This is a genomic window from Ruminococcus sp. RTP21484sp1_RTP21277st1_D2_RTP21277_210401 (assembly GCF_040924225.1).
In the GTDB taxonomy this organism is placed as follows: Bacteria; Bacillota; Clostridia; order Lachnospirales; family Lachnospiraceae; genus Blautia_A; species Blautia_A faecis.
Genome location: NZ_JBCOMJ010000003.1, coordinates 109,162 through 122,031 on the forward strand (window position 1 = coordinate 109,162; position 12,870 = coordinate 122,031).

Sequence of the window (12,870 nt, forward strand, 5' to 3'; positions counted from 1 at the left end):
ATCTTATCGAAGTACAACACATATTTTTGTTTACCACCTTCAGTTTTTCTTTCTGAATAAACATCTGTTACATTAGCCAGATTAATAAATCTTTTTCCGTTCTGTGCTTTTACAAACATAATTATTCTCCTTTCTTAACTCCATATCTTTTATCTTTAATTTCCCTTGATGCACAAATGAATTTTGAGTATTCATCATAATTTTTAAATGTTCTGTAATTGATGTATTAATGTCGTTTTACCAGATCCATTACATCCAACCAGGATTGTTAATCCAGGATTAATTTCTATATTTGCCTTCCGGTATAATATTTGATCCTCTTCCCAGTAGTTTCGAATGATTTTAAATTTCCTGCCCAATATTTCACATCCTTTCAAATTGATTTATTAAGTCATCTGTTAACTCATTCGTGTATTTAATATTAATATTCTGAGGATTCTGTATATTCTCTGACACTGCAATCATTCGTTCATATAATTTAGAGGACGTATTATTAGATATGATCATTTGTACAACGGCTAACTCATTTTTAATTTGCCTTCTTTTTTTCCTTATCTCAGATAATTTCATTCTCTCCTTATATGCCATAGATGCATTTGGATGCTCATTACTCTCAATAACATGTAAGAAAATATCCTGCGCCTGGTCTATTAGACTTAATTTTTTGTAAAGATATTCAATTCGCTCTCTAGCTTCCTCTTTAATTCCATTACAGCTATGTAACTTTTTGAGCCAATTATCTATGTTGTTGTTATGATTCTCTTCTTTGATAATTGGTTTATTCTCAATTTTTTCCTCTTGCTTTACTTCTGGTTTCGCTTCTTCAATCAGATTTTCTTTTAGTTCCGTATAACATCCGGTTTTCTTAGCATGTTCAGCTGCTCTTTGAAGTATTTGTTCTTGTTTAATTTCTTGCTCTGTTTTTCCTTCTGTCAGAGGTTCAAGTTCAAACTTATATAACCGCATGTTTTTTGGTGGATTTTTAATAAGATTTTTGGCTTTCTGATCATCGAAAACTTTTGCTCTAACTTTAGATCCAAGTTTCATTTTACTTTCGCTATCAATATACACATACTGGTAATTATATCTAATTAAACAACTCACATATTCTCACCTGCCTTACATAAAAAAATAGAGTGCCAAGTTTATCACCTGACACCCTACTCTTCTTATTTAATATTTAATTTAATCTCATTTTCTATTCTGTCTTCTCTGTTTCTGTCTTTCTTTTCGAATTCTGTTTTTAGCTTTCTGATTTTTACGAATCTGTTCTGCCTTTTCTAATTCTGCATCCTCATGTAAAAATATCTGCACCATATTTTTAAGATATTTTACGTATTTATCAAGTGCAATACCGGAATTTTTATGTAATAAATATTTTGCAGTTATTTTTGCTTCAAAAGAACTCATATCAGACTCAAACGGAAAACTAAATCTTTTATAAATTGCCTTTGCAGCAATAATATTGAATGCTACACTTGGATCATACTTATCATTAGCAATTGGTTTTGCTTTAATTTTTCCAACAACATCGCCAAAATCAATTGCAATTGTGCTAGTCATTGAATCATGATAAACTTTTTTAGGAACTAAAGTTTGTTCGTGTCCACCTGTAAATCCAATTCTTGCATTTAATACATTTCTTTTACTTTCGTATTTCTCTTTGATCTGCTGCTCCAGTGGTTTCTTTTCATGTTTCTCTTTCTGCATAGTTTTATCCTCACTTTTCTTTTCATCGTATAATTTTAAATATTTTTCATTTATATACTGTCCATAACCAAATTTACAATTTTCAGCACAGTCATGCCCACCAATATCTTTTTCAAATTTAACTCCATAAGATGTACTTCCATCTACCCAATCGGAATAATGTACATTACATATTGTTCCAATTAAATTAAAAACATCTTTGTTGGAGCTAGCACATGGTTTTGTCATATTATCATTATGTTCCGTTACAATTACCTTATCTCCAATTTTAAATTTACCCATAAAATTCTCCTTTCATTTTATAATCCATAGTCTTCCAAATTAATATATTCAAGTGAATCTACAACTTTTTGATTCCAAAACCAATTGGTCCAAATGTTATTTCCCCAATATTTTTCATCATATACTTCTGCGTTCCATTCGTATACTTTTTGGATTACGTTTGCCTTTGAAACGTCCTCATAATTACTTGAAACAGTCTGACATTGTTTTACAAGTGATTCATATTCAAGTTGTTTTGTATAAATTTTTTTATTTGTATTACAATGTGTAATTATCATATCAGGTACACAAATAATCGTTCCTAAAATTGATATAGCAAATCCAATAACACAAATAGGGAATATCCATTTACTACTTATATCATCTATAGTCCCCAGAATTGTAAATGTTGTACATAATATAATAATCAATAGACATATAATAATCATAAAATCACCTCAAATCATTCCACGTTCTCCCATTTACAGAGCACAGATTTTCCTGTGCTCAGTTCATCAAGTTCGCTTTTCTTAATATAATTCCAAGCATAATATCTTTTGCCGCAAACCAAACACTCCATAGTCTCCAGTCTCATAGGAAATCCACTTTGATCAAACTGAATTACGTTAGATTTTGCGACAATTACACTTTTGGGATGCCTACAAAATATAGCCATATTTATCACCACCTGCCTTACGCTGTCTTATTTTCTTTGTATGTTAAATATGAATTGAAGTCTTCTTTCATATCATTGAGAAGTTTCTGAACATCGTTTTCTGGTTTTGTACACTGGAAAGCATAATCTTTAAACCAATTAAGAGCATCTGTATTTGTATCGTTATCATATGTATATTTTACGAATCCTACCATTGCAGGAACGTATTTTGCCTTGAGAAGTGTGGTACCAGCCGGAAGCTCCAAACTCCATTCATTCACTTCATCCAGGTACAGGTCTACATCTTCAATATTATCTTCTGTATATTCGTCAGCAGTGATAAATTCCTGAATTGCCTTATCAGAAAAATCTGTCTTTCCACATACTGTCATAAGCGTCTGTGCAGCAATACGATCAATATCATTTCCCATTGGAACGCCAAGTGCTTCCATTAATTCTGTGTTCTCAAACTTTGTTGCAAATGCATCAAATCTGTCTGTTGTCTCAAAAGATTCAACAATATCTTCCTTATTAATAGAAAAGAAATCCATCATAAGAGATTCAAGATACTCTAATTTTCCAAAGATTGTATTTCTGTTCTTTGTAGATTTATTTCCCTTAATTTCATCGAAAGATTCTCCATTAATTTTGGTTTCTCTTAAACCGCCAACAAATGCCTTTAAAAATTCTTTAAACTTAGAGTCGTCCATTTCAAGTTTTGAGAATTTATCGAACAGAGCAATCCACATTGGTGCATCTTTCTTTTCAAAAAGCTTTGAGAGTTCATCATCATCTTCAACTAACACATACATTCTTCCGAGATAGTTATCAAGAAGATTGAACTGATCCTTTTCTCCGTTTGTTTCCACATATAAAGCATTTTTCTCTGCATTACTTTTCCATTCATCTTTGAAAAAGATAATCATTGCAGTATCAAGCATTACTCTCTCTGGATCACTGTTCTTTTCAGAAGCTCCATGATAACACGGAAGCTCTTTAAAGAATGGATTGGAACTCGTAATTTCCTTTGTCCATTTTGCAGTCTGTTCCATATATGTAACGGATTTCTGATTTTTATTCATATTCTTCTGGTTGTTATATCTTCGAATATGATACCCCATTCTACTTTCTGTACAGTTTGAATGCTCTACATAAATTACCTTATAGTTATTAAATCTCTCTTTAAGCTCCATAGGAAGATCTTTATAGCGCTTTCCACGAAGATCAAACTCAAGCTCTTCCATAATTGGATAACCATCTTCATCTTTAACTACATTTCCGTTTTCATCCTTTTTGGTTGCCTCGTATGGAACAATGTAATTTTCAAGATTTTTCCCAAGAGCAAACACATTATTATAGAAGGTATTCCATGCTTCAAATCTGTTTCCACCATCCACAATCCACTTTTGAGATGGTTTACCTTCGCGAATTTCTTCACAGATTTTCACTGGATCAATATCTTCACCCTGTACAGTTGTTACAATTGCCTGATCACGAATCTGATTATTCCACTGAGTAGATTTTCTCTGCAGCCAAAAATCTCTTCTAATTTCACCTCTATCCAACTTACCAAGAAGAGTTTTAAGAAATTTCTGATCTCTTACCATCTTTTCGTTTTTGTTTGGTTTGATACATAACATAATTAGTCTTCCTCCAATGCTAATCTAAATTCTGAAGTTCTCATGTCGGTTACATAATCAAAGTACTGTTTGTTAGTAAGTTGCAATTTCTCTTGAATCTCGTTTGGCTTATAACCATCAATCATCAGAGAAACTATTTTCTTTTGTGTTTTATTGAGTTTGTTAATACATGCTTCTAATCTTGAATCTTTTTTATCCTCAAAAATAATTTCTTCAACATCTTTTTCACATTGAATTGTGTCTGCATATGTAATATCTGAATCAGAGTCTATTTTGTCATAGATACTGACAGTTTTTACTCTCACGCTTTTTTTGACTTTTTCGCCATTTTCATCACGTTTTTCAGGGTCCCAATTTCCGTCACCACCTCGTTTAAGAGAATTAATTCCATAAATATAGCTGATAAATTTCTTTTGCATATACGGATAAACATATGCTCTAAACGGTCCTGTAGTTGGATCATAAGACTCCAGGCAAAATGTGATAATATATCCTGCTAAAGATTCAAAATCATCTCTGTAATAATCTGGAATATCATTCCAAATTATATGAAGTATCTGGTTGCAAATTTTTTTAAGTTCCTTTCCTTTGTCTTTATAGAAAAAGTCAACTATGTTATTTACTTCATCTTCTGTAAGTTTCTCATTTTTACTCCATTTCTCTGATCCCATAATTCATTCTCCTTTTTAACATTCAAAATTTGCGTATACTAAATACACTATTCGCTTCTAAAAAGAGAATGAAATTATTCTTAAAAAGATAACAATTCCATTTTTAGCAAATAGCATATTTAATATACAGTTATACTCACGGAATTTCTCTTACTGAATAGCAAGAGATTAGAATTGGAAAATATTGACATTTCCATTGAATTGCTACATAATATGTATGTATCCATCCGTGGGTACAGAAAACCCTGTCCTATCAGCCGACGGTCGCCAAACTTTCTGCTGGTAGGGCATTTTTCTTTATAAGATCAATGTCGATTAAAAATCAGAACATTTGTTCTTTTATGTATTTGATTATACCACTTTATCGTACCAATAAAAAGGTATAATTTAACATTTTCGAACTTTTGTTCGATTTTTGTTCGATCAGAACAGAATAACAATAGAGCTGCATGGAGAAAATTTGAATTTCCCTTTGATTCCATGAAGCTCTATCTTCCTGATATATTCAGAATCGCTATAAGTAATAGTCTTTGCATTCTGAATATTTTTCTCTACCCTCCTCTTTCCAATTTTCTTAGATTTTGAAGATATACCTTTCTTTTTATTGTAATACATTGCACAAACTTTACTTCCAATAATCCCTTTTATAAGTTCCATTGCCTCCATCTTATTTAATTCGCACATACCTGCCCCTCCTTAACCAATTTGCAGAAAAGCTGTGTAATCTTTGTCCATAATGGCTTTCCATATCTGCTTTTTCCAGTAAGATTAGCCATGTATGCACCAATAATTCCATCTTTATCTGCGGTATTATCTACTACACCAATTTTCTGTTTAATACGCTGCTTTGAGATCTGTGTAATAGTCTCCCCTAATACCATCGAATCAAATTTTAACCCATTTACATTATTCTTTCTAATTATGTAGTGGGTTGGCTGATTTGCTTTCTTAAGTTCCTTTGTAAGCGCCATTACAAGAACAGTTGGACTGTGAATGTTGCCGGTATCATTTTGAATGATTATCACAGGTCGTATACCTTTCTGCTCAGATCCTATGGTTCCTTTACTAGAAAGATCAGCGTAAACAATATCAAACTGTTTGTATTCGTCCACTACTTCTCACTTCCTTTCGTTTTTAGTATAAAAAAGACACCACATAATGTGATGTCTAAGTATAATCATTATATTTTCATTCTGTTTCTGCAATATCATAATCAGATCCTGCAACAAACTCTCCATCTTCATCTGAATCAAAATACTCTAATGCATATTCTTCAATATCATACATTCCATTCGATTCTTGATAACTGCATTTGTATTTTTTCAATGCATCTAAAGCCTTTTCTTTCTCATCTTCATTCCATCGAGAAATCTCTTCTGCATCAGAATCATTTCCCCATATTGTATCACCAGGCTCAAAATTTTTATATTCCCTTGTCGTAAGGAATGCCGTTCCTTTTAACAACCTAATTGTATTATAGTAACTCATAATTTCCTCTCCTTTATAAAGTCTCATCCAATCGGTGGTTTATCCAGCATGTGCCATTCCCAATCAATTGGAATTACTTCATCTGCCGTTTCCATTACTGCACAATCCTTATCACAACCATCTTGTACACAAGAACAAGCCATTTTTGTCTTCTTCATTTCACCAGGATAACCGTCATACTGAACCAACCATAGTCCTCTATAATGCATTCGCTTGCAAAGTCCATATTCATATTCATATTTTGTTTGCCTTATTGGTGGCTCTTCCATAGCGTTATCTCCTTTGCTCTGTTAAAATAGTATTCTGTCTTTTTTATCAGAATACAGGTGATATTCAGGTTCATTATATATAAATGGGTCGCCATATTCATTATAAGACACTAACGTTGCAAACCTAAATTTACTTTCATCTGGTGAGTATTTACGTTCCCAATCTATGGTTTCTACCTGTTCTTTAAATACCATTTTTTTATATAATTCACTTTTAAGGGCAGCCATTATAAATTCATCATTGAAAATCACATTATTATTATGTTTATCCAAATATGTAAAATTCTTTTTTATTACAATAGGATGAAACACATCATATATTATTTCATACACTTGATAAACAAATATATTATTTAGTGTATTTTTATAAAAATTTTCATATTCCTCAAATGTTCTGACAGGTTTTCCACTCATGCACCACTTATGAAATTCATTAAATACTTTGTGAGCTTCACATTTCATTTTAAAAAGATAAATTTCATATTTATCTTCTGCCGGCAAAAGCCCATCAACGACTGCTAATAAAATATTTTCTTTATCTTTCTCGGTTAACTTGTTCTTTTCAACTATGCATTTATCGTATATAGTCATTAGCTGTTCTAAGTATTCTGCTTTCACGAACTAATACCTCCGATTAAATATCTGTTTTATTAATCAATCTGCATCAATAATTTCTACCGTAGTTCTTAATATTTGCGATTTTTTCTTGATAATTCTAAAAAACAATGTATATATTTCTCCGTCCTCATCTTCTACTGAAATTTTTCGGTTTCTTAAAATTTCAGAAATGTTTCCAACGCCATTCCAAATTTTACCAATAGGATATGTGTCTCCAATATGCATATCATGCCCTAACTGAATGCAATATGCATATTCTGCTAATATGCCAGATGTGTATTCATCATATAATGTTCTCATATGTCGCCTCCGTTCAAAATATATATGTCGCAACCCATCTCTTCGCACTTGCAAGAGATTTACATTCCGCCAATTTTGTATTACAGTTCTTTCCACTGTATACTCCAAACTTCTCACCTTCATCGTCAATCCAAACGAATCTTCCATAATCCGGATGATTTATTTCAGCAGCCCATTGAGTTGGATTTCCGTTGTCATCGTCACACTCGTGAACTATGTTCCATTTTAATCTTGCCATCTTATATCTCCCTTCAAATCGTCATTTTATATTATAATTTTTCCACAGAGTCTCCACTAACTTCATCTAGCCATTTAAGCCAATCTTCATAATTACTTGGATATTTCTCTGGATTTATATTTATGTCATTTAATAGATAAGCCATTTGCTCTGTTTTAAATTCCCTTATAGCTTGAGATTTTGTATTGATTCTTCCATATTCGTCTATCATTTTATATCTCCTTAAAACATATCAATTACCACATGATACGGATCAATGGTCTCAGCAGTAATCCAAAAGTTCCCTTCTGGCTGTATTAACTCATTACAATTTTGGTTATACAATTGAAAGTTGTCGCTAAGAAAATGTACCGGTATAACCAATGTTCCTGCAGAAACCATTGTGATTGACTTTTCTGTAAGTTTATATTTGTGCTGTCTTTTGCTTCCAATTCGTTCTACAACGACACCAGCCCTATTTGACTTTAAATACATTTTCTACCTCCATAGAAGTTATAAAATACTATCTTGTATATACTTTTGATTTTCATTTGCATTAATTAATTTGCCAGCAATATTTGTTTTCTTTATATTTTCTTTTACATTTTCCATATATTCATAAACATAATCTTGTGCTAAACTTATTTTATCTTCAGACACGCCATAATTAACACAAAATCTAGTACCAAAGTCATCTATACCTATTTCTGAAAAATCTTTATTTCCACCATCGCTTACTTCTGTATGCTCAAATAACTGTTCAAATAATATTTTTTTCAAATATCTATTAACAGGATCAATAAAATAATATGAATCAATAATATGGCTTCCTTCTAACTTAAACCACTCTCTATATTTACTTTCTTTTATAAGACCGTTAATATAATTTTTATTAAAATATTGCTCGAATTTTTGAATACAATGTATCATTCTGTTTTCTACAATACTTTTTTTTAGTTCAATTTTTTCATCATTATTTAAATTTTCATACTTCAGTTTTATAATCGACCAAATCAAATATTCTAAATCATTAAAAGAAATCTCTTCGTTATTATCTAATTTAAAAAACAAATCCCAAAATTCATAATTATTTTTCAATTTTAATAATTCCGATTCCATATTTCTACCTCTGTAAAAGTTAAATTTTACTCCCATACCTCATCATTATCTGCTAATTCAGCATCAAAAGAAAAAGTGGTTATCCCTGTTTTCTCTTTTACTATTTCAATAGCTTCTTTATAATCATTTGCCTTTACAATGTAAATATAACTTGATACATCATCCTCGTATTTTGGGACATCCTTAACGACATATAATTGTTTCATATTCAACACCTCTGTTTCATATTATTCAATATAACATGCAATATCCATCCCACTTCCACTATAATCATAATTATATGGAAAACTTATCGTATTATCCTCAGTTTCAACCTCATAATGAAGTCCATCTTCTTGTTTTACATTCCACGTTTTGTATTTTTCCTTATCTGAAAAATACCATTCAGCTCCAACGCATTCAACATATACTTTGATTCCGTTCTCTAATTTTTGCACATCTGACAATTCTATTTTTTTCATTTAACATCCCTTTCAAATTTAGACCAATCAACACCAGAATATTTATCTTCAAGTTTTAACATTTTTTTTCTCATATCTGCAACTTTATCAAACTCGTATCTTTCGTCTCTCTGTGATTGATCAGGATATCTTTTTATTAAAAGAATACCTTTTTTCTTCCCATCTTTATAGGTTCGTCCTAATATTATAAAATTCTTCTGTTGCTCCCAGTTGTCAATTAAAGCAATTCTTTCTTTTGCACGTTTTTCGAATTCTATAATCTCTAGTTTCTGTTGCTCTATGTCTTGATTAAATTTTTCTAAATACTTCTCAAGATCGTTTTTAGTATAAACATATCTATCGTACTGTTCGTAGTTCATTTAACCACTTCCTCTAAAACTTTGATTTTACCAACTTGAATTACTTCCATCATACCATAATTTCCCTTACATTGCCATACCGCATCTCTTGCAAGTGTCACGAAATGTTTTCCAGTTCATATTGCCAATCGGAGCTATTACCAACTCCGATCTGCCTTTCTTCTTATATATATTATGATTATTTGTCCTGACTATGTACCACCCATTTGCATTGAATATCTTTTCAACCTGGCGTGGTTTTAAGTCTCCCTTGTTTCTTAATATATCATCTAAACTTTTGCTCATTTAATCATCTCCATATAAATCTTCTACTGCGTCAGCAATTTCTCTTCTCTGCTGAACTGTATCATCCAAATATTTCTGTGTTGCTGCTAAACTCTTTTGTCCAAGTAATTGCTGTACCGCTCTAGCATTACCGGTTTTTAAATAATAATTCGTTCCGGTTGAACTACGCATTGTATGTGGGACAATTCTTTTTTCTTTATTAATGTCACCGGCATATGCTCTTAGTATCCTTCCAACTGTTTTTTGAGAAATTCTACCAGACTTATTTGAAATAAATAGCGCAGGACTTTCTACTCCATTTTCCCTAACATATTCATTTCGCTTCTGAACCCAACTTTGAAGTATCTTAATTGTACCATCACTGAGGCGGACATGCCTTGGTTTATTTCCCTTTTCAATAACACTCAAAGACTTGTCTTCCCAATTAATATCATCAATATTAATTGATATTATTGCAGAAACACGCAGAGCCTTGTGGAATCCAAGGTTAATTATAGCTTCGTCTCTCTCATTCCACTGAGAAAGATATAATCTACTTCTTTTAGTGTTTCCGGAAGATACATTTTTTTCAATCTCTTTTACCTCATCAACATCTAGGTATACTTTTTTCTTCATTCTCTCATTACTTGGAGTTTTAATTTTTCTCATTGGATTTTTACTGATATGATCCCCATCTTCCAAAAACTTAAAAAAGCAATTTAAAGAAAAATATCTAATATATTTATAAGAATCAGAAATTTTTCCATTTTTCATAATTATATGATTATCATCGTCTACAATATACTTTCTTATAGTTTCTATATTTAATCTTCCAATATCATCTATAGTTTCCGTTGGATATCCAGAATCTTTTAGATAATGTATAAACCTTACTACATTGTTAATGTAGTTTAATCTTGTCTTTGCCGTTTTATCATCTGCAATCATAAATACATTAAACAATTCCATATATTCTGGCTCATTTTTTAGGAGCCGATTAATGTTATTTATATATTTAACTTCAATCTCCATTCTGCCTATCATTTATATCACCTCGCTTTATATTACCAATTTGCTTATTCCCTGGTAGTTCATATGGTAATCCAATATTTTTTCTTTCATATCTACAATCATATCTTCTAATTCATCATCAATTTCATCCTCTTTATATTTTTTCAAAATATCATTTGCTACATCAGCAATTTCTTCCCATTCACAAAGCGTTTCTTCGTTAACACTTGTAGGACGAAATGTTGTTCGCATTTGTAGTTCCAGTAACCTATCCTTTACACATTCACACATTCTTATGATAAAAGTTTTATTTGTACATTCTGAACTGGCAGCCTGTAATAATCTTATATTCTTCATTTCGCTTATACCTCCGGTTTTCTTAAATACAAAAACAGCCTACATTTATGTAAGCTGTTTCTATTGTAAATATTATTTTTTATTATATGGAAGTCCATGTGTGGCTCTATAATATCGCTCTGCTGCAAATTGCCTTTGTTTATAATCTTTATAAACGTCACAAAGATACCAAACCCAAATTAATACAATAAAAGGTGCAAATATTGTAATAAGAAGTATTCCGGATACAACAAGTAATCCTAATCCTATTTTAATCTGATCGGCTGTGAAAAAAGGAATATTTGTATAACAATCTGGGTTACAAAATTCCGCTGGTTTTCCTGTTCCATCCGTTGACAATACACCGGCTTCTATAGCTGCTTTCCTCAAAGCTTCATTGTATTTTTTCTGCTTCTTTTCCTCTACATATTTTTCGTAGTCAATTTTACATTTTTCCGTTGGAAACCAGTAATCATCTGTTGTTGCTGGAGCATATGCATGTATAGGTGGCTTAGTCTTTTTTCCATCGTATACAAGATAACCTGCATCTATGTATGGTTGTGCATTTTTTACAAATAAAAGTTCCTTAAAAAACTCTTTCTCTTCATTTGTCATGACACCTTTAAACTCTAAGCATTCATAATTAAAAATGTCCCTCTCATAGTCATCTGTTGTACAACCATAAATAAGCATAAATTTTGAATATCCAAACTCTCTTTTTCTACCTTTTTCAAACATTTCTGCAAATTGTTCTAGTTGAGATGCTAATATTTTCTTATTACTACTCAAGAAATCATCAGAATCGTAAAAAAAGATATGATCAAACCGATCATCATTTGCATAATGTGACATTTTCTTTCCTCCATTCCAATTATTTCACGTACAATTAATTTCTTAAATCATACCAAATTTATCTCATATTGTCAGTAGATTTCTCTTGTAAAATCCAACTTTTACAAAAGCGACCAGAAATTAATCTGATCGCTTATCTACTCGTTTTTAGGTTTCAATCCCATTCGCTGCCGAATCACATCTTCTTCAATCATATCTGTGTTTGTCTTAATTGTCCATCCATCAACTTCTATGATAATATCTATGTCATCCATATACTGATTCCCTTTAATTTTTAACTCATGCACATAACTTTGTAATTTTTTTATTCCCTTCAACATTCCAGCATTATTTTTTCTGAGAGCTTTTATAGAATTTTTTAATCGAAGATTCTCATCTTCGAGTTGCCTTATATAAATTTTTAATTCTTCTATGTCATCCATGTATCTATTCCTCGCTAAAATTATTACTCCACATAACGCTTCCTGTATTATTGCAATTAAGCTCTATTTTATATTTCTCTTTGAACCATAATTTTAACCAATCGAAAAATTCTTTTGATGGGTTGACAATAAAACTATCAACGCAATTCCGCGATCTTATTTACATTTTTAAAAAATTCTAATTCCCTTAATGTCATATTGTCATCTCCATTCTTCA

At 31.2% G+C, this 12,870-nt stretch carries 24 protein-coding genes; all 24 read right to left on the reverse strand.

The window, feature by feature from the left end:
- Positions 1–203: 203 nt before the first annotated feature.
- The 24 genes from AB5706_RS03030 to AB5706_RS03145 all read right to left on the reverse strand — a co-directional run bounded on the left by AB5706_RS03030 (position 204) and on the right by AB5706_RS03145 (position 12,653).
- Positions 204–377, reverse strand: a complete 174-nt coding sequence (locus tag AB5706_RS03030; RefSeq protein WP_368365799.1) for an AAA family ATPase — start codon at positions 375–377, stop codon at positions 204–206.
- On the reverse strand, positions 364–1,104 hold the full coding sequence (locus tag AB5706_RS03035) for a hypothetical protein (RefSeq protein WP_368365800.1): 741 nt from the start codon (positions 1,102–1,104) through the stop codon (positions 364–366). Before AB5706_RS03035 ends, AB5706_RS03030 begins: the two co-directional genes overlap by 14 nt.
- A gap of 87 nt (positions 1,105–1,191) precedes the next feature.
- A complete protein-coding gene (locus AB5706_RS03040; protein ID WP_368365801.1) occupies positions 1,192–1,992 on the reverse strand; it encodes a hypothetical protein in 801 nt (266 codons plus the stop codon).
- Between the two features lie 17 nt (positions 1,993–2,009).
- The gene (locus tag AB5706_RS03045; RefSeq protein WP_368365802.1) at positions 2,010–2,420 is read right to left on the reverse strand and encodes a hypothetical protein; all 411 of its coding nucleotides are present in this window, start codon (positions 2,418–2,420) and stop codon (positions 2,010–2,012) included.
- Positions 2,421–2,664: 244 nt separating this feature from the next.
- On the reverse strand, positions 2,665–4,266 hold the full coding sequence (locus AB5706_RS03050) for a hypothetical protein (RefSeq protein ID WP_368365803.1): 1,602 nt from the start codon (positions 4,264–4,266) through the stop codon (positions 2,665–2,667).
- A gap of 2 nt (positions 4,267–4,268) precedes the next feature.
- On the reverse strand, positions 4,269–4,937 hold the full coding sequence (locus tag AB5706_RS03055; RefSeq protein ID WP_368365804.1) for a hypothetical protein: 669 nt from the start codon (positions 4,935–4,937) through the stop codon (positions 4,269–4,271).
- A gap of 423 nt (positions 4,938–5,360) precedes the next feature.
- Positions 5,361–5,621, reverse strand: a complete 261-nt coding sequence (locus tag AB5706_RS03060; RefSeq protein ID WP_368365805.1) for a hypothetical protein — start codon at positions 5,619–5,621, stop codon at positions 5,361–5,363.
- Positions 5,609–6,049 carry a type II toxin-antitoxin system PemK/MazF family toxin gene (locus tag AB5706_RS03065; protein ID WP_368365806.1) on the reverse strand — a complete coding sequence of 147 codons (441 nt, stop codon included), beginning with the start codon at positions 6,047–6,049 and terminating at the stop codon, positions 5,609–5,611. Before AB5706_RS03065 ends, AB5706_RS03060 begins: the two co-directional genes overlap by 13 nt.
- A 76-nt stretch (positions 6,050–6,125) precedes the next feature.
- On the reverse strand, positions 6,126–6,425 hold the full coding sequence (locus AB5706_RS03070) for a hypothetical protein (RefSeq protein WP_118584222.1): 300 nt from the start codon (positions 6,423–6,425) through the stop codon (positions 6,126–6,128).
- 23 nt (positions 6,426–6,448) lie between these two features.
- Positions 6,449–6,694, reverse strand: coding sequence for a hypothetical protein (locus AB5706_RS03075; protein WP_118584221.1), 246 nt, complete (start codon positions 6,692–6,694; stop codon positions 6,449–6,451).
- Positions 6,695–6,715: 21 nt separating this feature from the next.
- A complete protein-coding gene (locus tag AB5706_RS03080) occupies positions 6,716–7,312 on the reverse strand; it encodes a hypothetical protein (protein ID WP_118584220.1) in 597 nt (198 codons plus the stop codon).
- Between the two features lie 36 nt (positions 7,313–7,348).
- The gene (locus AB5706_RS03085; RefSeq protein WP_313720782.1) at positions 7,349–7,612 is read right to left on the reverse strand and encodes a hypothetical protein; all 264 of its coding nucleotides are present in this window, start codon (positions 7,610–7,612) and stop codon (positions 7,349–7,351) included.
- Between the two features lie 13 nt (positions 7,613–7,625).
- Positions 7,626–7,850 carry a hypothetical protein gene (locus AB5706_RS03090; protein WP_118584218.1) on the reverse strand — a complete coding sequence of 75 codons (225 nt, stop codon included), beginning with the start codon at positions 7,848–7,850 and terminating at the stop codon, positions 7,626–7,628.
- Between the two features lie 31 nt (positions 7,851–7,881).
- Positions 7,882–8,061 carry a hypothetical protein gene (locus AB5706_RS03095; protein ID WP_118584217.1) on the reverse strand — a complete coding sequence of 60 codons (180 nt, stop codon included), beginning with the start codon at positions 8,059–8,061 and terminating at the stop codon, positions 7,882–7,884.
- Positions 8,062–8,072: 11 nt separating this feature from the next.
- Positions 8,073–8,324, reverse strand: a complete 252-nt coding sequence (locus tag AB5706_RS03100; RefSeq protein ID WP_118584216.1) for a hypothetical protein — start codon at positions 8,322–8,324, stop codon at positions 8,073–8,075.
- Positions 8,325–8,342: 18 nt separating this feature from the next.
- Positions 8,343–8,948: a hypothetical protein gene (locus AB5706_RS03105; protein ID WP_313720779.1), complete on the reverse strand. Its 606-nt coding sequence runs from the start codon at positions 8,946–8,948 to the stop codon at positions 8,343–8,345.
- A gap of 26 nt (positions 8,949–8,974) precedes the next feature.
- On the reverse strand, positions 8,975–9,154 hold the full coding sequence (locus AB5706_RS03110) for a hypothetical protein (RefSeq protein ID WP_368365807.1): 180 nt from the start codon (positions 9,152–9,154) through the stop codon (positions 8,975–8,977).
- Between the two features lie 21 nt (positions 9,155–9,175).
- Positions 9,176–9,409 carry a hypothetical protein gene (locus AB5706_RS03115; RefSeq protein ID WP_368365808.1) on the reverse strand — a complete coding sequence of 78 codons (234 nt, stop codon included), beginning with the start codon at positions 9,407–9,409 and terminating at the stop codon, positions 9,176–9,178.
- The gene (locus tag AB5706_RS03120; protein ID WP_368365809.1) at positions 9,406–9,768 is read right to left on the reverse strand and encodes a hypothetical protein; all 363 of its coding nucleotides are present in this window, start codon (positions 9,766–9,768) and stop codon (positions 9,406–9,408) included. The genes AB5706_RS03115 and AB5706_RS03120 overlap by 4 nt, the downstream gene beginning before the upstream one ends.
- A gap of 66 nt (positions 9,769–9,834) precedes the next feature.
- Positions 9,835–10,053, reverse strand: coding sequence for a type II toxin-antitoxin system HicA family toxin (locus AB5706_RS03125; RefSeq protein WP_313720773.1), 219 nt, complete (start codon positions 10,051–10,053; stop codon positions 9,835–9,837).
- Complete coding sequence (locus AB5706_RS03130) at positions 10,054–11,076, reverse strand: tyrosine-type recombinase/integrase (protein ID WP_368365810.1); 1,023 nt, start codon at positions 11,074–11,076, stop codon at positions 10,054–10,056.
- Positions 11,077–11,091: 15 nt separating this feature from the next.
- On the reverse strand, positions 11,092–11,400 hold the full coding sequence (locus AB5706_RS03135; protein WP_368365811.1) for a hypothetical protein: 309 nt from the start codon (positions 11,398–11,400) through the stop codon (positions 11,092–11,094).
- A gap of 72 nt (positions 11,401–11,472) precedes the next feature.
- Entirely contained in the window at positions 11,473–12,231 is a 759-nt protein-coding gene (locus AB5706_RS03140) for a hypothetical protein (protein WP_368365812.1), read from the reverse strand.
- 137 nt (positions 12,232–12,368) lie between these two features.
- The gene (locus tag AB5706_RS03145) at positions 12,369–12,653 is read right to left on the reverse strand and encodes a hypothetical protein (protein ID WP_368365813.1); all 285 of its coding nucleotides are present in this window, start codon (positions 12,651–12,653) and stop codon (positions 12,369–12,371) included.
- Positions 12,654–12,870 lie beyond the last annotated feature (217 nt).